This window comes from Granulosicoccus antarcticus IMCC3135 (genome assembly GCF_002215215.1).
Classification (GTDB): Bacteria; Pseudomonadota; Gammaproteobacteria; order Granulosicoccales; family Granulosicoccaceae; genus Granulosicoccus; species Granulosicoccus antarcticus.
This window is the reverse complement of sequence record NZ_CP018632.1, coordinates 3,295,431-3,313,755: the sequence shown is the minus strand read 5'-3', so window position 1 is coordinate 3,313,755 and position 18,325 is coordinate 3,295,431. Positions and strand designations below refer to the sequence as shown.

18 protein-coding genes are annotated in these 18,325 nt (G+C 53.6%); 6 read left to right on the top strand and 12 right to left on the bottom strand.

Going from position 1 to position 18,325, the window contains the following annotated elements:
• Positions 1-112 precede the first annotated feature (112 nt).
• A complete protein-coding gene (locus IMCC3135_RS14280) occupies positions 113-868 on the bottom strand; it encodes a YceH family protein (protein WP_088918240.1) in 756 nt (251 codons plus the stop codon).
• 266 nt (positions 869-1,134) lie between these two features.
• On the opposite strand from IMCC3135_RS14280, the gene IMCC3135_RS14275 reads away from it, so the two are divergent.
• Positions 1,135-1,473: a hypothetical protein gene (locus tag IMCC3135_RS14275; RefSeq protein ID WP_088918239.1), complete on the top strand. Its 339-nt coding sequence runs from the start codon at positions 1,135-1,137 to the stop codon at positions 1,471-1,473.
• An 82-nt stretch (positions 1,474-1,555) separates the two neighbouring features.
• Here IMCC3135_RS14275 and IMCC3135_RS14270 read toward each other — a convergent pair whose 3' ends face one another.
• Positions 1,556-2,668 carry an extracellular catalytic domain type 1 short-chain-length polyhydroxyalkanoate depolymerase gene (locus IMCC3135_RS14270; RefSeq protein WP_088918238.1) on the bottom strand — a complete coding sequence of 371 codons (1,113 nt, stop codon included), beginning with the start codon at positions 2,666-2,668 and terminating at the stop codon, positions 1,556-1,558.
• Between the two features lie 451 nt (positions 2,669-3,119).
• On the opposite strand from IMCC3135_RS14270, the gene cysK reads away from it, so the two are divergent.
• Positions 3,120-4,196, top strand: coding sequence for a cysteine synthase A (gene cysK / locus IMCC3135_RS14260; RefSeq protein WP_088918236.1), 1,077 nt, complete (start codon positions 3,120-3,122; stop codon positions 4,194-4,196).
• Here the strand turns inward: cysK and IMCC3135_RS14255 are convergent.
• The 5 genes from IMCC3135_RS14255 to IMCC3135_RS14235 all read right to left on the bottom strand — a co-directional run bounded on the left by IMCC3135_RS14255 (position 4,189) and on the right by IMCC3135_RS14235 (position 9,210).
• A complete protein-coding gene (locus IMCC3135_RS14255; RefSeq protein ID WP_088918235.1) occupies positions 4,189-4,968 on the bottom strand; it encodes a sulfite exporter TauE/SafE family protein in 780 nt (259 codons plus the stop codon). The two genes, cysK and IMCC3135_RS14255, sit on opposite strands and share 8 nt — an antisense overlap.
• A gap of 20 nt (positions 4,969-4,988) precedes the next feature.
• Entirely contained in the window at positions 4,989-5,882 is an 894-nt protein-coding gene (locus IMCC3135_RS14250) for an SDR family oxidoreductase (protein WP_088921851.1), read from the bottom strand.
• 37 nt (positions 5,883-5,919) lie between these two features.
• Positions 5,920-7,503 carry a UxaA family hydrolase gene (locus IMCC3135_RS14245; protein ID WP_088918234.1) on the bottom strand — a complete coding sequence of 528 codons (1,584 nt, stop codon included), beginning with the start codon at positions 7,501-7,503 and terminating at the stop codon, positions 5,920-5,922.
• A 91-nt stretch (positions 7,504-7,594) separates the two neighbouring features.
• Positions 7,595-8,476, bottom strand: a complete 882-nt coding sequence (locus tag IMCC3135_RS14240; RefSeq protein WP_088918233.1) for an NAD(P)-dependent oxidoreductase — start codon at positions 8,474-8,476, stop codon at positions 7,595-7,597.
• A complete protein-coding gene (locus IMCC3135_RS14235; RefSeq protein WP_088921850.1) occupies positions 8,473-9,210 on the bottom strand; it encodes an SDR family oxidoreductase in 738 nt (245 codons plus the stop codon). The genes IMCC3135_RS14240 and IMCC3135_RS14235 overlap by 4 nt, the downstream gene beginning before the upstream one ends.
• Before the next feature lie 101 nt (positions 9,211-9,311).
• Here IMCC3135_RS14235 and IMCC3135_RS14230 point away from each other — a divergent pair, with 101 nt between their 5' ends.
• On the top strand, positions 9,312-10,094 hold the full coding sequence (locus IMCC3135_RS14230) for a DUF3750 domain-containing protein (protein ID WP_205738043.1): 783 nt from the start codon (positions 9,312-9,314) through the stop codon (positions 10,092-10,094).
• Between the two features lie 61 nt (positions 10,095-10,155).
• Here the strand turns inward: IMCC3135_RS14230 and IMCC3135_RS14225 are convergent, their stop codons facing one another.
• Positions 10,156-10,527: a hypothetical protein gene (locus IMCC3135_RS14225; protein ID WP_088918231.1), complete on the bottom strand. Its 372-nt coding sequence runs from the start codon at positions 10,525-10,527 to the stop codon at positions 10,156-10,158.
• A 233-nt stretch (positions 10,528-10,760) separates the two neighbouring features.
• Between IMCC3135_RS14225 and IMCC3135_RS14220 the strand changes: the two genes are divergently transcribed.
• Positions 10,761-12,800 (top strand): endo-1,4-beta-xylanase, encoded by a 2,040-nt coding sequence (locus IMCC3135_RS14220; protein WP_157735985.1) that lies wholly within the window; start codon positions 10,761-10,763, stop codon positions 12,798-12,800.
• 12 nt (positions 12,801-12,812) lie between these two features.
• Here the strand turns inward: IMCC3135_RS14220 and IMCC3135_RS14215 are convergent, their stop codons facing one another.
• Positions 12,813-13,331: a disulfide bond formation protein B gene (locus tag IMCC3135_RS14215; protein WP_205738042.1), complete on the bottom strand. Its 519-nt coding sequence runs from the start codon at positions 13,329-13,331 to the stop codon at positions 12,813-12,815.
• Between the two features lie 203 nt (positions 13,332-13,534).
• Between IMCC3135_RS14215 and IMCC3135_RS14210 the strand changes: the two genes are divergently transcribed.
• On the top strand, positions 13,535-13,843 hold the full coding sequence (locus IMCC3135_RS14210; RefSeq protein ID WP_088918229.1) for a hypothetical protein: 309 nt from the start codon (positions 13,535-13,537) through the stop codon (positions 13,841-13,843).
• A 103-nt stretch (positions 13,844-13,946) separates the two neighbouring features.
• Here the strand turns inward: IMCC3135_RS14210 and IMCC3135_RS14205 are convergent, their stop codons facing one another.
• Together IMCC3135_RS14205 and IMCC3135_RS14200 are read right to left on the bottom strand one after the other, a co-directional pair.
• Positions 13,947-14,297: a hypothetical protein gene (locus IMCC3135_RS14205; RefSeq protein ID WP_088918228.1), complete on the bottom strand. Its 351-nt coding sequence runs from the start codon at positions 14,295-14,297 to the stop codon at positions 13,947-13,949.
• An 81-nt stretch (positions 14,298-14,378) separates the two neighbouring features.
• Entirely contained in the window at positions 14,379-14,606 is a 228-nt protein-coding gene (locus tag IMCC3135_RS14200) for a hypothetical protein (RefSeq protein ID WP_088918227.1), read from the bottom strand.
• Positions 14,607-15,107: 501 nt separating this feature from the next.
• Here IMCC3135_RS14200 and IMCC3135_RS14195 point away from each other — a divergent pair.
• Positions 15,108-17,150, top strand: a complete 2,043-nt coding sequence (locus IMCC3135_RS14195) for a putative bifunctional diguanylate cyclase/phosphodiesterase (RefSeq protein ID WP_088918226.1) — start codon at positions 15,108-15,110, stop codon at positions 17,148-17,150.
• Between the two features lie 43 nt (positions 17,151-17,193).
• Here the strand turns inward: IMCC3135_RS14195 and IMCC3135_RS14190 are convergent, their stop codons facing one another.
• Positions 17,194-18,300, bottom strand: a complete 1,107-nt coding sequence (locus IMCC3135_RS14190) for an AI-2E family transporter (protein ID WP_157735984.1) — start codon at positions 18,298-18,300, stop codon at positions 17,194-17,196.
• Positions 18,301-18,325 lie beyond the last annotated feature (25 nt).

The following is an 18,325-nucleotide window of genomic DNA, read 5'->3' as shown; positions in this document are numbered from 1 at the left end:
TATACGACGAAGGCTTTCAACATCGATATCGTCAGATATCAAGCAGCCTGATCTGAACGGGAGCCCAGTGGCTCCCGTTGTCGATTGTTGTTCAGGCCTTGCAAACTATTCCTCAATCAGACTCGTTGCTCGACGGTAGCGAATGACCTGTCAGCAAATACAAACTCTCAATTTGCTGCCTGAGCTGCACATTCTCGCTTTTGAGTTCCTGTACATATTTGCCCAGCTCACTCACTTCAGACTCAAGCAAGGAGAGCATGTCCTGATCATCCTCACTCATTCGAGATGATTTACTGCTGGCACCGGCACTGGATGTGAACTGCCCGACCTCGGGCACACCATTGAACAAATGCCCAAAACGCTCACCACGCTGACCCGGCTGATGGCCAAGTCGAATGGCGTAAGGTAATTCGCGTTCACACAAGCGTTCAAGACAGTGGGTTAATTCGTCCTTGTCGCTGAATAGCTCCATGCGCTGTGTACGTGTATTCAGCTCGCTGAGTGTTTGCGGGCCACGCAGCATCATCAGACAAAGCAGGGCTTGATGTTTTTTACCCAAGTCCAATTGCTGGATGAACGATTGAGTGTATTTGTCAGCGCGAGAGCCAAACTCCTTGCGTACAAAGCGTTTATCTTCAAGGCCCTGGAGCGTGCGAACAAGCTCGCCTTGCTGATAATTTGTTATCGGCTCACGACTGGATTTCTGGTTACAGCCAGTGATGATGCTGTTGACGGTCAGTGGGTATTGATCAGGTGTGGTCAGCTGCTTTTCCATCAACACACCCAGCACTCTCAACTCGATGACCGTTAGTTGTGGCGGCTGTGCCGGTTGCGCATCTTCAGTGACATTGTCGTCTTGATCTTCCATAGCTATTCCTCGAACGCTGGCTTATTGTTACACGAACCCTATCCAGGTTGAAGGTTAGGCGCTTATGGGTACGTTTGCCGGTTACTGGATGAAATCCGATGAACTAACACAGACAGACTCTGCGATGCCGCTAGTAATGGCAAGGTATGAGCTGGTGACTCTTGAAAGAGTGCGCTACCGACGGCACTTATGATTGCCGGCCTTGAGTCAAGCAAGATGGCTACCTGGTCCCTTTTGTCCCACCGGTAATATGGCGCGCTGACAGCATGAAACGATCTACGAAAGCGCTCCTGCTTTCAGCATTCGCATACCCGGGTGCAGGGCATTGGTATCTGGAGAAAAAACTGCCTGCGATACTCCTCATCGCAGCCTCCATCGCTGCGTTCTACGTGTTGATGTCGGGTATGTGGACGCAGACGAACCTGCTTGCCGAGCAGATTGTCAGCGGTGAAGTACAGTTTGAGGTTGGTGCCGTGTTGGACCTGATGACAGCGCAAAACAACCCCGACCAATCAAATAGCATCACTACGGCTACTGCATGGATGGGCATCATCTGGGTTGTAGCCGTCGTTGATACCTGGCGACTGGGCAGAACTAAAGCATGACATGCCAATAGAGCAGACTTGCATTATTAACACAAGCCGCCCTACCACCTACTCTGGCAACCTCAATCTCATGAACCTCGACTTATCCTTTGTGATTGCCGGATTCGAAGAAAAAGCGAACCATCTCGGCGCTGGCATCAGGGCCTTGCGTATCGGTATAAGAGCCTTCGGGTTGACCACCTGACCAGGCATGACCCAAGCCATCAACAACCCAGTGTTCCAACTCAGTCGTACCCTGCGCGGTGGCTATAATCTTGCGACTAAAGCTTCTTCCAGAGGTACGACCTTGTTCGTCAGTCTCGATCGTCAACTGCGCTCCTCGCGCCCGTATATGCCTTGCAATACCATCGCCGTTTGAAGGATGTACCGTTGCATCTGCAGACCCATGGAAGACGATGGTACGAACGGCAGGCGCTTCTGAAACCCTGTTTGCAGCTTCAGGCATATTGGCATTGCCAGCCATGGCCGCAAAGGCCGAAGGCACATCTCTGGCAACACCCAATGGAAGACCAGAGTGCGCGCCAACCGCGCAAAACACATCAGGATAAGTCTCGCCCAGTATCACCGCCATTGCAGCACCCGCAGAAAGTCCGGCCACACAGGTTTTCTCTTTAGGCACCCCCTGCTCCGCCATTACCTTGCGAGTCATTCCAGCCAGAATGGCAGGCTCACCCCGATCTCTGTGCTGATCACCGCGACTGAACCAGTTCCAGCACGACTGCGCATTGTCACCACGCGATTGCTGCGGATAGATCACGACAAACCGGTGTTTCTCTGCCAATTGGTTCATACCTGTGCCCAGTGCAAAGTCTTCAGGATTCTGCGTGCATCCGTGCAGCATAACGACAATGCCTGTCACACCGATCGTGGCGCTTGAAGGTATGTAGGTTCGGTAGGAACGACTTCCTGCTTCGCATGAAAACTGCTCCTGGCGAAACTCAGCCCCTTCGGGAATGACAACATGCTGAGCAGCCGCACCGGTAAACGGTGTCTTGAATCCTGCCATTGGATTAACCACCACAGGTGGCACCGATGAGGGCACAGCACCGGCTTGCCCGTCAACCGCGCCGCTCAAGGGGGAGACGAGCCCATGTTGAGCAAGGGTACGCTGTACCAGATCATTGGCGGCCATGACACGAGCATTGTGCGTGCCGTCGGTTGCCGAACGTAATGAGTCAACTTTGAAGTTATACATGGGTTCAATCCTTGTTCAAAAATGGTGCATCTTGAGACTGATGCGGTCAGAAAGTGGTGGCTAGATGCTTGCGCAAACCTGCAAAGACTCAGGTTCGATTCAGTACAGCCCTTTACAGTAGGTTCACATGGCAAATATGCCATTAAACATCCACATGGATGGTATATGGATGCCATGTGGCTATTTGCAAGGAATTATTCTGACAACTTGATACTTTTTGAAGAGCTGAAACATCGCTCATCGATGACCAAAGGCTTACAAATGGATTTTTCGGCAAGCAGCGATAGCATTACCTGCCCAAAAACAGGCTGACCAGATCCCTTGCCTGGAACCTGCAGCACAACTGACAAACTCGCTGAGTATTACCTTGTTTACCGACCGCCACACTAGGGTGTGCAACTTGTTCCGTGCTAGGATATTTGACACTGCCGCTGCTCAAAGAGAATCTGTCATGTCATCCATCAGAACGACTCAGGGCCACGGCAAGCTGTTCGAATCCATTCTTGACACGGTAGGCAATACCCCCGTCGTCCGAATCAACCGAATCGCACCTGCTGGTGTCACGGTGTACGTCAAGTTCGAAGCGTTCAATCCGGCAGGATCAGTCAAGGACCGCCTGGCACTCAATATCATCGAGGCTGCCGAGCGCAGTGGCGAATTGAGCCCCGGACAGACCGTCGTTGAGGCAACCTCAGGCAATACCGGCATTGGCCTGGCCATGGTATGTGCCGCCAAGGGATATCCGCTGGTGGTGACCATGGCAGACAGCTTTTCCATCGAACGGCGAAAGTTGATGCGATTCCTGGGGGCCAGAGTAGTGCTGACACCGAAGGCAGAAAAAGGCCTTGGCATGTACCGAAAGGCCAAGGAACTGGCCGAGGCCAATGGCTGGTTTCTGGCACGACAATTTGAAACCACTGCCAATGCCGATATTCATGAGGCGACTACCGGCCGTGAAATCATCGCTGACTTTGAAGGTCAGTCGCTGGACTACTTTGTCACAGGGTATGGCACCGGTGGGACGCTGACCGGTGTATCTCGAGTCCTGCGTCGGGAAAGGCCTGATACCCGAATTGTGCTGACCGAACCTGCCAACGCTGCATTGCTGGGCTCCGGCATTGAGCAGGCCCGCAGTAGTGACGGTGAGCCTGCCAGCAGTCATCCGAGTTTTGAACCGCACCCCATTCAGGGCTGGACGCCAGACTTCATTCCACTGGTGCTGCAAGAAGCCCTCGATGCAAAAAACTATGACGAACTGATTCCTGTGACAGGTCCCGAAGGCATTGCCTGGTCTAAGCGACTGGCCAGTGAAGAAGGCATTTTTACGGGTATTTCGGGGGGCTCGACCTTTGCCGTTGCCATGAAGATAGCCGAGACCGCACCAGCGGATTCAATCATTCTGTGCATGTTGCCCGACACCGGAGAGCGTTACCTCTCCACACCGTTGTTCGAGGATATAGCGGAAGGCATGACTGACGAGGAATTCGCCTTGTCTCACTCCACACCATCCTATCAATCAACTAGATAAACGCGCGCCTGATCAGATTAAGCCCCATGATCAGGAAAAACCACAGCAACACGCGTTCGAAACGCTTGGCTGACATGCGGTGCCTTATCCATTCACCACTGCTGAACCCGAGCAGTGATGGCACCAGCAAGAGGCTGGACATCACCATGATTGAACCGCCAATCAGGCCTGCTTTCACATAGCCGGTGAATAGAACAATGCTGCCCAGGCACATCAGGACTCCGGTTGTAGCAACGAACGCCTCCTTGCTGATGCGTCTGGCATTCAGATAGATCAGGATCGGCGGAGCCCAGACACCGACCAGCCCTGCCATGATGCCAGCACTGACTCCGGCTGTGACTTGCGCTATCCGATCAAGTCTGTCGGGAATGAAGAATATCGGCCGATACAGACTGGATGCTGAATACACGGTCACTATCAGGCCCAGCACTCCCGTCAGCAGTGCCACCGGCACCAGCACGGACACCTGTGAGAATAATGCAGTCAGCACCAGCATAACGACCAGGAGCAACCAGAAGCTCTTCAATACCCAGCTCACTCGCCGGCTACGCCAGACTTGCCAGGCATTGGTGACCACCATGGGTATGACGACCAGAGATATCGCGGTGCGGGCATCAGTCACCTGCGCCAGCAGACTGACCGCCGCCGTCGGAAATCCGATACCCAGCATGCCCTTGATGACACCGGCAACGAAGTAGATAGCGACAGCACTGAGCATCAACGGTGTCAACAACGTTTCAGCCGAGAGGGCTTGCATCAGAGAATCAAACAAAATGCACAGACCTCTTGCCTTTAAAGTTCCACAATTGAATCCAGGCCCTGTTTGTAGGTGGGATAACGGTATTCCATGTCCAACACCTTTTTGCTTCGCTCATTACTGACTCGCTTGTTTTCGCTGTAGAAAGAGCGGGCCATGGGCGTAATGTCGGCAGTCGCAAAATCCTGTGCTTCAGGCTCAGAATCAGACTTGCCAATGAGACGATGAGCATATCGGATAACGTCCTGCGGTGGCGCCGGTTCGTCATCGGTAATGTTGAGAATGCCATCAAAGCCTGTGCTGGCAGCCTTCATGGTCGCCGTTGCCAGGTCCTGTACATGGATGCGATTGAACACCTGATCAGGCTTGATCAACATGCGTGCCCTGCCCGCCATGGCATCTTTTACCGCATTACGACCTGGTCCATAAATACCCGACAGCCGCAGCACACTGACAGGCACAGAGAGCTCACCACCCAGGGCTTGCCACGCCTGTTCTGCATCACGCCTTGCCAGTGAACGAGGCTGCATCGAGGTACAGGGCGTATCCTCGGTGACCCAGTGACCGCCATGATCCCCGTAGACACCGATAGTCGACAGATAACCAATCCATTCCAGTGATCGCAGAGGCGTCTGCTTGCCGCCTTGGGATAATGCATCTACCCATGGGCGCAGCAAATCCAGCATGGGATCCTGCAATGGTTGCTGTCGTGCGGGGGCTACACAGACCACCAAATGCGTAACGCGGGCAAGCTGCTCCAGCAACATATCACTGGCACTGCTATCCACAAGACAGCCCGGAACTCCCATAGCGCCCAGCTCATCCAGACCTTCCGGGCTTCGGCGCGTGCCACAGACCGAACCGAACTCGGCGGCCTTTATCGCAATAGATTGTCCACTGAAGCCTGCTCCCAATACAAGAGTGTGCATGGCAGTCAGCCCTGTGCCCAGACTTTCACCAGCAAGCTCACATGGTCGCACCGATTTGCCATGGCACAAATTCGTGATCACCCAGTCCATGTCCCTCACTCAGCGTGACAGAACCAGAGGCGACTTCGAGCAGACGACGATAGATACGTTCACCCACCTCTGCCACCGAGTCGCCGTCACTGACAATGGTGCCTGCATTGATGTCCATATCATCTGACAACTGCCGGTACATATCGGTGTTGGTGGCCACTTTCATGCAAGGCGCAGGCTTGCTGCCAAACGTGGAACCCCGTCCAGTCGTGAACACGACAAGGTTGCAGCCCGATGCGATCTGACCTGTAACAGAGGCCGGATCGTAACCGGGTGAATCCATGAAAACAAATCCCGGCTTGTCGACCTGCTCTGCATAGCGAAAGACGCCATTGAGCATGGTCGTGCCACCCTTGGCAACCGCGCCTAATGACTTTTCCAGGATGGTCGTCAGACCACCCAGTTTGTTGCCCGGCGACGGGTTGTTATCAAGCGAGCCATTGTTGCGAGCCACGTAGTCTTGCCACCAGGAGATCCGGTTCATGAGCTCAGCCGCGACCTCGTCAGAGGCGGCGCGCTGCGTCAACAAATGCTCGGCACCATAGATTTCCGGAGTTTCCGCCAGTACCGCAGTACCGCCCTGCCTGACCAGCAAATCAGAGGCGTAACCCAACGCCGGGTTAGCCGTGATGCCTGACCACGCATCAGACCCGCCGCATTGCAATGCCACTGTCAACGCGGATGCCGGACAAGTTTCACGTTGTATGCTACCTACCTCGTCAAGCATGCTCTCGATGATTTCGACACCACGAGCAATGGTTTTGACATGGCCACCTGTCGTCTGGATATTCATGACACGCAGCAAGGGACCAGTGGCAAGCTTGTGCGACTCGATGGTGCCTGCTATCTGACTGTTCTCACAGCCAAGTCCTACCAGCAGAACACCGCCAACATTGGGATGACGCGCATATCCTGCCAGCACCCGTTGCAGGTTCTGGAATCCTTCACCGGCCGAGTCCATGCCACAGCCCGTACCATGCGTAAAAGCGACGACACCATCAACATTGGCGTAGTCGTCCAGCTTGCCATGATTGAATGCTTCGGAAATTCGGTTGGCAACGGTGGCAGAGCAATTGACACTGCTGATGACAGCGATGTAATTTCGAGTGCCGACGCGACCATCGGCTCGCTTGTAGCCCTGAAACGTATCGCTTGATTCGATGGTTTCAGGCTTCAGCTCAGCATTGCGAGCATAGGCTGTATCGTTATTGATGAAGGACAGATTATGGGAATGCACATGCTCCCCCGACTTGATGTCCTCGGCTGCCACGCCGATCAACTGTGCATATTTCACCACCCGTGCGCCTTTGTTCAGATCAGACAGCGCAACCTTGTGGCCTTTCATGATGCGGGCGGCCACCACCACCGTCGTTGCCTCCTGATCTGGCGTCGCAGCTGGCAAGGATAGCTCCTCACCGGGTTTCAGAGTCCTCAGAGCCACCGCCACATTATCGATGGCGGACAGTCTGAGAAATGGCTGACCGGCAGATTCTTTGCCATCAAGCCAGACAACGGGCGTGGATTCAACCATTTTTAGTCACAACATCAGTTTGTAGTGAAAACACCGCAGCATCGCCTTCAGGCTGCACTGCGGTGCTCTTGGAATAGGCGAAAAATCGCGCCTACTTCTGGATCAGACGCATCACGGCTGGTACGAAATCATCACCATGACCCGCTTCAACCAAAGCCTTCAGACGTGCAGTAGCCGCTTTAGGCAGCGTTGCATCAACACCGACCTCATCCGCCATCGCCCCAAAATAGCCCATGTCCTTGTAGCCGTTCTTCAGCGCAAACTCCAGCTTGCTCTCATCACCGGAAACTGCAGCTTCCATCATCCAGTCAAAGAAGTCACTGCGATTCGGACCTGCTCCCATCACCTGATGCAGTACTTTCACATCAACGTTGCCAGCTCGTGCCGTTGCTACCGCCTCGGCAGCCAGACAGGCCACGGCCATGGAATAACCATTGTTGATCAGCTTGATGCGATGCCCTGCACTCAGCTCACCTACATGGAACAGGTTTTCAGACATGGTTTCCAGCAGCGGCTTGGCGCGATTGAAATCAGCCTCACTACCACCAGCCATCATGTTCAGCGTACCCGCTTCGGCGGCAGCGGCAGAACGTCCCAGAGGCACATCCATCATGGAACAACCGGATTCAGCCAGTTTGGCACCCAGCATCAGTGTCGAATCCGGCTTAGAGGTGCCGCAATCGATCAGCATAAAGGGGTTATCGCCGCCAGCAAGCAAGCCATCGTCACCCAGAACGATGGCCTCAACGGCATCGGATGTGGTCACACACAAGATAATGACGTCGCACTGTGCGCGCATTTCGGCAGGAGTCTTGACCTCAGTCGCACCCAGAGCGACCAGGCGCTCAACCGGCTCACGGCGAGTGTGACCCATGATAGTCAAGGGATATCCCTTGGCGATCACATTGGCAGCCATACCCACACCCATGGCGCCAAGACCAATAAAACCTACTCTTTCAGATTTGCTGATCATATGGACATACCACCGTCGACGTTCATTTGAGTGCCGGTGGTGAATACGGAATCATCACTGGCCAGATACATGGCAGCCGCTGCAATTTCATCAACACTACCAAGGCGCCCCATAGGCTGTCTGGCTACGAATTGCTTGCGCGCTGCTACCGGATCTTCAAAGGCTGCAATACGATCGTTCAATGATGGAGACTGTACGGTTCCAGGACAGATGGAATTACAGCGAATGCCATTTGTGACGAAATCAGCCGCGATAGCCTTGGTCAAGCCCAGTACAGCGGCCTTTGATGCGCCATAAGCGAAGCGGTTCGGCAACCCTTTATGGGCAGCAATGGATGAAATATTGATGATGGAACCCGTTCCGGCCGCAATCATGCCCGGCAGCACAGCCTGGCTCATGTGAAACATGCTTTTAACGTTCAAATTAAACGCCATATCCCAATCATCGTCAGTGCAATCGAGTATTGAGCCATTATGGACAGTACCGGCGCAGTTGAACAAAATGTCGAACGCCGCTTCGTCTTTGAAAAATGCTTCGATCGCAGCGCGATCCATCACGTTCAGCACTTGTGTCGTGATCCCCGGCACTGAATCAAGCTCGGCCAGTTTTTCCGCATTGATATCTGTTGCCACCACAGTGGCGCCAGCCTCCGCAAAGGCGCGAGCCGTTGCTTCACCAATCCCTTGCGCAGCGGCCGTAACCAGTGCGCGTTTTCCTTCGAGTCGTTTTTTCATGTGACGAAGCCTACCGGATTGTGTACCCATTTGCCAAGTCAGATAGTCGAACTAACTGTCTTTCAAGGACTCCAACGCCCCGTAAACAAGCTGATCGATAAATGAAAACGAGAATGTGGCGAATCCTGTCCATCATCATTTTGCTGTTCTTCATGCCCGTTGGCTGCATGGTGGCCGCCCATTACACCGAAGATCCAGGCGCATCGCGCAGCCAGAGTCGCCATGGCAGCACCCAGCAGGCCCCCTCAGCTGAATCAGATGAAGCCGTCATCCAGGTCTATGCTGCCCGGGCAGCTCGCTGGCGCGGTGCATTCGGAGTCCACACCTGGATTGCAACCAAACGTCGTGATGAAAAACACTACACGCGCCTGGAAGTCATCGGCTATCGGGTTTATTGGGGAGGATCGGCAGTACAGGTGCGCAGGGGCACACCTGACGGCATGTGGTTTGGTAATTATCCGCTGCTGCTGCGCGATATGCGCGGTGGTGAGCAGGTAGATGAGTTGATTACCCGCCTGCATCAGGCCGCCCGGGATTACCCTTACGATAAAACGTACAAGGTATGGCCCGGTCCCAACAGCAATACCTTCACCGCCTACCTGGCACGACAGGTCCCTCAGCTGAGACTGGAGCTACCCAGTAATGCCATCGGCAAGGACTACCTGCCCGGAGGCGCTCTGCTAGCCCTGACTCCCAGCGGCACCGGTGCGCAAATATCCTTTCAAGGTTACGCCGGTATTCTTGCCGGTATCGAAGAAGGTATTGAATTCAATTTACTGGGCTTGACGGCCGGTATCGATCTGTACCCACCTGCAATAAAGCTACCCGGTATCGGCCGACTGGGATTTCCAGAGGCAAGAAGACTGACATTGCCCGATTCGTGAGCCTTGAAGTTGACGAGTAGTCCTCCATCTTTATCGTTACGGGTTCAGGCAGCTCTCATTATCAAGCCGGAGGACTACCGGCTCCCTGAGCCGCTTCCAGCTCGGCAACGCGTTTCTGCAAGACCAGAAAATCTCGATGAATGCACATCAACTGATTGCGGACATCATGCAGATAGCCTTCGAGCCAATCCTGAGTGATGGTTTGTAGTCGCAGGCTCTGTTTTGGATCCAGACCCCCTACCTGTTCCAGATCGAGTACCGGCTGACTTGGCATGGGCGGACTCGGATAGCGAGCAATGGACTCACGGGCCATCGCCGCCCAGGCTTGCGCCACCTCAGGGTCCGGGTGAGCAGCAATAGCCTGAGTGACCAGCTGTTCAAGCAACCGTGCGTGAGCATCCGCCGCTGTTGGCAGATGATGAAGACTTCCCATGGCTTGTCTCGTTCGTTTTCGGAATTATTTGACCGTTCTGCCAGTAATCCTGAACGATTAATGAAGCCTGATCTGCAGGAACATCACATTTCTGAAAAAATAGCCCCTGATTACTCCGTTCTCGCCTGCTTCTGCAATAGCGGTAACAAACACTTCTGCAATGGCGAACTATCCTACCTCCATCATCTCACTGATATAGCTAATCCTTGATGTTCGATAAACACATACCCTCTGTGATTACAGTAGGATACAAACGACTGCCTCCCCTAGCACTATTGTTCGCACTGGCGCTTGTCAGTGGCTGCAGCTCTTCCAGTAACTCGAATCCATCCAATGACGCGCCGCCAAGCGGCACGGACACAGGAAACGTGCCGGACGATGCCACGCCGGATACCGATAACGACACTGGCGACAACCCGGACACGACCACTGGCGGCGAGCCCGACACTGACAATACGGACACGCCGACAGTCGTCGTCTCACCAGAGATCACCCCTGATCGGGTTCTGGAGCCTCTGCCGAGCCAACCATTGACGCCTGCCCCCGGAGCTGACAGCGAACCGGTCAGATCCACAGGTCCTGTGACAACCGTCAGTGAGTTCTTCGTCGTTCGGAATCCTGACCGTGATCTGGATGATGACTTCGGCGTTCTGACCGATGCGGATTTTGAAGCAGGTCCATTACCCGCAGTCACCTATATACCCGATGACGTCGACACCAGCACCAATTCCTTGCCCTACTTTGAAAATCTGAATGATGTCGAAGTCTTTGCCGGCGAAGAGCTCAATCTGGTGCTTCGCCCACTGGATGCTGACGGAGGCATACCGGGGTTGTTTCCTTATGCCATTCCTCCAGGAGCCCGCTATGTGGACAATCTCAACGGTACGCGTTCACTGATCTGGCAGCCACTGCAGCCCGATGTCGGCATTCGCGAGTTCACCATCACGGCCACCGACCCGGTGGAGCCCTACTATCGCACCGAGCGTACCGTTCGTATCAGGGTGAAGATGCCGTCAGACCCGCAAAGTATCGTCAACCGATCACCTTCCATCAACGAAATCAAACCTCACACCCTGCGTGTCAACGATCCGGTAACGCTCTACATCAAGGTCACCGACCCGAATGGCACTATCCCCACCCTGGAGATTGCCAACCCACCAGCGGGCGCGACCATCGTGCCGCATTACAGCGAGCCGGATTTCACCATCCTGCGCTTCACTCCGCGAACCGCCGAAACCCTGGTGCTGGAACTGACGGCCATTGATTCTGACGATGCCAGCCTGACCTATTCGCGCACCGTGACACTGGAAGTGCTGGAAGAGGACGATTTCATCCGCCCTGGCAGCCGCTTGCGCGATCTGGCTGCAAGTCGCGACCTGCTGTTCGGCTACGCCGCCTTGCAAGGGTTCTACGAACGCCCTGACGGTGCCTTGTACGCGGACATTGCCGCTGAAGAATTCAATTTCGTGACGACTGAAAACTCATTGAAATGGGATCTGCTGAACCCTCTGCCTGGCAAGTATCGCTGGGCACAGGCGGACAACCTGATCCAGCTTGCCAAGGTCAGCAGACAGGCAGTTCATGGTCATACCCTGGTTTGGTACACACAATTGCCAGGCTGGATCAAGCGCTCAGAGCTGGCAGATCGCGAAACACATATGCGAGAATTCATCGATCGTGTCCTGACTCGCTATGCCGACGATGTGCCTATCTGGGACGTTGTCAACGAGGCACTGGAAGCCGATGGTACATTGCGTCACTCCACCTGGTATGAGGCCATGGGGGGCGACTTCATCGATATTGCCTTTCGTCAGGCGCGGCTTTCTGCCCCCGATGCGACATTGCTGTACAACGACTACGATGTCAGCTTTGCCGGCCCGAAATCGGATGGTCTGATCGCCTTGATGACCTCGCTCAAGGATGCTGGTACGCCGGTGGACGGTGTCGGTTTTCAGATGCACCTGGATGCCGATTTTGACCGGTTTGATGAGGTGGCTGCCACCTTCCAGAAGATGGCCGATCTGGATCTGGACATCTATATTACCGAACTGGATGTCTCTATCCGCAACGGCATGACAGAAGCCCAACAGGCGGTTGTCTATGAGGAAGTCCTGTCGCTGTGCCTGGAGCAAGCGCGTTGCAAGGCTTATCAGATCTGGGGTTTCACCGACATGTACTCATGGCGTGATGAGTTCAACCCCTTGATATTCGACCGTCGATATCAGACCAAACCAGCCTACGCTGCGCTGCAACGCAGGCTGTCGGAAAACTAGGAAAAAGCCCGCTCAGACAACCTGCTGTTCTTCACGTCGTGAGAACAGCAGGACCAGGGCAACCAGCAGCAGGCCAACGAACCAGGCCAGCGACCACTCTCCCATACTGAAGCTCATGAAGGTCCAATGGACCTCAGCGCAGTTGCCATCGCCTTTGAACAGCAACGACAGGGTGCGCAACCAGGGTTCGTTCTCCATCCAGTAGGACAGACCAGGACCACACTCAGGCACCAGCTCTGGTGGCAGATGCTGCAGCCATACCTGACGCCCGGCGGTCAGTATGCCGCCCACCGCACTCAGTGCCACCAGGCTGGCGGCAATTCGCTGCACCGTACTCTGACGGATGAAAATCAGACCAATCAGCGAGAAAATCCCTACCAGGACGTAGAACATGCGTTGTGTGATGCACAAGGGACAAGGATCCAGATACAGCACACGCTCTGCGTAAATGGCGTAGCTCATCAGCCCGATGACTGAGAACAGGCAACCCAGCCACATCAGGCGGCGCGAATACACGGATGACAGATTCATTTGGATCTCTGCAGGACAAACATGGGAAAAAGACACACAGGAGTCCCGTAAAGCGTGGAATAACCTGTCGTGCATCAAATTGGCATTAGAGTAGCAAAAGCAGAACCGTAGTCAGCCGCTAGCCAACAAGTATTATTTCTCTACTCGTTTATTTCGGGCCTAGGGTTACACTCAAAGCTTAATCCGTTACAGAAGATGACGACATGCAATATTGGCAAGAGTTCCAAAAATTTGAATATGCCAATGAGGTCCTGATAATGCTCGGCGCATTGCTGGTCTTCATCGCGGCACTGCAAATTGTTCGCAGCAGCCTCAAATTACTGTTCTGGGTGCTCATAGCTGGCTGCGGTGCCATTTCAGCGTCCTACGGCATGCAGCAGTCCCCCTACGACCTGCCATCACTGAATACAGGCGCTCTGAGCGGCGCACGATTGAGCGATCTTGTTGCAGGTAAAGACCAGGATGTTCTGGAATACCTGTGTCAGAAACTCGATTCCCCAGAGCCTCAATGATTCGATGGTTCCAGTTATCGTTCCCGCGGCTCGATTTCGGCCCTGCGGGGCATTGCACATTCGATCTACAGCAAGTCGACTGCTTGCTCGAAGCTGATCAGAATCAGTGCAGAAGAAAATCATCTACAAAATAGCGACCACCCTTCAGAGCGATGGTCGTCATGGCCACGACCTGCTCATCAGTACGGGTGTAGTGCTGCACCCAGACCAGAGTAAAGGACTTGTGCTTGCGAAAGAGACACCTTAGTTCTCGATCGCCAGGCAAACCCCAGTCAGTTTCCCGCTGGTCACAGGCTGCCAGAAAAACCTCAGGGGTCAACCGGCTTTTCAGAACAACTGAAAAATTTGTGCTGTGATGTTTATAGTCACGCCGAGATACGCCAAGCATGATGTCATCCATCATGGGCTCCGCTATCTTGACTATCTCGGCGTCGGTCAGTTCCAGGCAACTCATGCGTCCGAATACTACACGTGATTATTCAGAATTGGCATGAAGTTGAACGGATAAACAGAATATTTCCAATATCCTTAACGCTCAGCTCTCTTCGGCTACACGCTGTTTGGCTGAACGATATCCTCGATACCATTCGGTTTCCAATGCCTCTTCAGCAAAATAAGAGTGATGGCAATTGGAAGGTGTAGTGCCTTTGGTACCGGCATCTGTTCCTGCCTTGTGCGCCAGGGCAGGTGTAACCTGATGTAGGGGCTTGAACGCTTCGGAAATAACCGTGTTCAGACCAACAAAATCAAACGTACGCTTCATGTGAATAGAACTCCAGACTGAGATGACAACCGGGTAACCCCGGATTTGCAACAGAAGTTAGCATTTCATCAAAGCCTCCTATTTCTACTGGTTCTCAGAAGGCCACTATTGAATAAGCTACCGACTAAAACAAACTCCAAAGTCGGATCGTTGACGCGTTTTGACTGTGCGCCAGCTAACGTTTAACTACCATCTAACACTACCCTGACAGTACCGGAACTTCGGTAGCTGTACGCCAGAAGTAACCCCCACACACCCTTTTTTTTAAGGTTACATGCGGTAATTAGCCGACATGCAAGGGGCCATGCTTGTCAGTTAATGCAGGGAAAAATCCCTCGCCTTGTAATGTCACAGTCATTCGATTCTGTGAATGTGAACACCCGCACAGTTCAAAACATGGACCACCAACTAATGGTTACCTAAGCCGGGGATGAGCCGATAGTTTGCACAATTCGTGGAAGACAGAAATTCCTGTCAAACAGCAAACAATGCCTAGACACCTTGCCTGATTTCAATCCCTCAACAGACCTTCGAATACATGCGCTTGCCCATGTCCAGGCACCGCTTTGCCTGTTCGATGTCGACAGTCTGCGCATTCTCTGGGCTAATGAGGAAGGCCTGAAGTACTGGCAGGCAGACTCACTGGATGAGCTGCGCACACGTGAATTCAAGCAGGACATGGCAGGCCTCGCCAAGACTCAGATACGACAGATACATTCCAGTTGTCATGAAGATGGCAATACCCATACCGGACAGTCGTCACAGTTTTTTGCGACGCAACTTGCGCCCGTAGAGCTTCGCTTTTCCGCCTTTGCCACTCAGGATACGCACAAGGCTCTACTGATACAGGCCCTCGACAAGCCCGCCGGTGTTGAAGCCGAACTCCTGCACGGTGCAACCGCGCTGCTGCACACGCCAGCGATGATCAGCGTCTATGATGCCGAATACGATCTGATCTACTGCAACCCTGCCGCTCGCGACACACTCAGCCATACCTGCACCACTCTGCCTCAACGGCTGCTCAACGAGATGGATCTGCTGATCATCATGGAAGAGCTGGAAGTGTGCGAGACATGTAACGTCGAGCTGGAGGTCAACACCTTGATCGGGCCTCGTTGGCATCAGATGACCTTTCAGATAACGGACAATGCCCTGACCGGCAAGCCGGGGGCAATTCTGGTCAGCGCCAGCGATGCCACCGAGCGTAGAATTGCCCAACAGTCCGCCTACAAGCTTGCCTATACAGACTCTTTGACAGGCTTGCCCAATCGCGCAGCACTGAACATTTATCTCGATGAGCTGTTAAGCGATGAAGCAGGCTATACGCCGGAGTTCAGTCTCTTCTTTCTGGACCTGGATCGCTTCAAGATCATCAACGATTCACTGGGACACGCGGTTGGAGATCAGCTACTGATAGAAACCGCACACCGGCTCAAACAGTCCATTGGCACCAATAGCCTGGTGAGCAGACTCGGTGGTGATGAGTTTGTAGTCATCACCAACAAGATGACGGACATAAGAAAGCTGACCGAGACGGCAGATAATATTCTCCAGTCCATGGCCGAGCCGGTCATATTGAACAAGCAAAAATTGCATATCAAGCCCAGCATCGGTATCTGCCGACTACCAATGGATGGTGCGAATATCACCGAGCTGATGGAAAATGCGGATGCTGCCATGTATCTGGCAAAATCCCGGCAATGCGGATACTGCTTTTTTGACAAGCAGATGTCGATCAACATGAGCGAGAACATCAAGGATCGTCTTGGTCTCGAGAATGACCTTGTCACGGCCGTGAAAAACAACGAATTCGAGCTCTACTACCAACCCAAGATCTCATGCATTACCCAGGCTGTGACCGGCGTGGAAGCCTTGATTCGATGGCATCATCCAACGCGTGGTCTGGTACCACCGGACGACTTTATTTCGATTGCCGAGGATACTGGCCAGATTTTACAACTGGGCAACTGGGTGCTGGATGAATCCATGCGCCAGCAACGTGAATGGCATAAGGCGGGACTGACAATTCCAGTCTCCATCAACATATCTGCACACCAGTTCAATGCCGATGATTTGATGATGAATGTGTCAGAAATGCTGGTCAAGCATGGTTGCGACCCTGCCATGATCGAACTGGAAATCACCGAATCCATGCTATTAGGTAACGCAGACAAGGTTAACCAGACACTCCATCAGCTCAGTGCCATGGGCATCAAACTGGCACTGGATGATTTTGGTACGGGCTATTCCAACCTGGCGTACCTGCAAAAATACCCACTGGATATACTCAAGATCGATCGCGCCTTTCTCGGTGACCAGACACGCTCCATGCTGATGGGCACCATTCTGGACATGGGCCGGGTACTGGGTCTCAAGGTAGTCGCAGAAGGCGTGGAAACCAAAGCCCAGGTCAACTGGCTGGTTGAAAACGGTTGCGACCAGATGCAGGGTTTCTACTATTCACAGCCCCTGCCCGTGGCTGGCATAACCGACTATCTGATAAGTTACTGCACTCCCGATGCACTCAAGCACAAGGCTGCCTGATTGCCGAGCAGCAGCACTTTCAACGCAGTCAGTACCCCCCCGCCTATGCCATTGGCTCATCAGCGACAATAGCCGCCTCGCGACCTGACAGAAACTCGCCGAAGTCTTTCCAGGTTTCGATGTGATCACACAACACCTTGATCACCAGCAGAATGGGCACGGCCATCAGCGCACCACCGATGCCCCACAACCACCCCCAGATCACCACGGCCAGAAACACAGCGACGATATTGAGCTGCAGTCGACGACCCACGATCGCAGGCGTAATGAAGTTACCCTCGATGGTGGTGCATGAGAAATACACGATAGGTGGAATCAGAGCCGCTGCCAGCGTATCGTAAGTGCCCAGCGAGACAATGGCCAGCAAGCCTGCCCCGATCAGAGCGCCGGCAAACGGCAGAAAATTAAGAACTGCGGCGACCACGCCCCACAAAACAGCATTGGTAACACCCAGCACTGACAATGCAATGGTGATTGCAACACCCAGCCCAATATTGATCAGCGACACCGTCAGCAGATAACGAGACACGCTGCTCTCCACAGAATAGGCCACACTTAAAGCACGCTTCTTGTCCTGCAACCTGGGCATGACGGAAATCAGCTTCTCCTGAAACAACGTGCCTGAGGCAAGCATGAACAACGAGAGCACAAAGGCCAGCATGATGGTGGTCAGGCCATTGGCAACCGTTGATGCGGCCGAAGTAATGATGCCCGGTTGCTCCAGTACGACACGCGCTGGCTGCTCGCCACCTGCAGAGGCGATGTCTTCGACCTGCTTGCCAGCCTTACTGATGGCATCAACCGAGGTCTGATAGGGTGACAGCTTCTTTTCCAGTGTTTCCCCGATATGCGGAATGGAATCAAACAACTCTGTCATCGGTGTGGCCAGCATATAGCCAAGGGATGTGATAAACCCGCCAACGATCAATACCAGCATGACAGCTGACACCGGCGCCGGCACCCGGTAGCGGGATAACCAGCGTACGGCTGGCGCCAGGGTCAGCGTAATCAACAAACCTAACGCCAGCGGCAACAACAGATCCTTGCCAAAGTAGCAAATGACGGCGATGGCAAAAATCAGATGGATGAACAGAATCCGCTTGATCGATCGCAGAAGTCGAGTGTTATCCGCAACGGAATCAATGTCCATCAGTGTACTCATCCGCCACGACAAC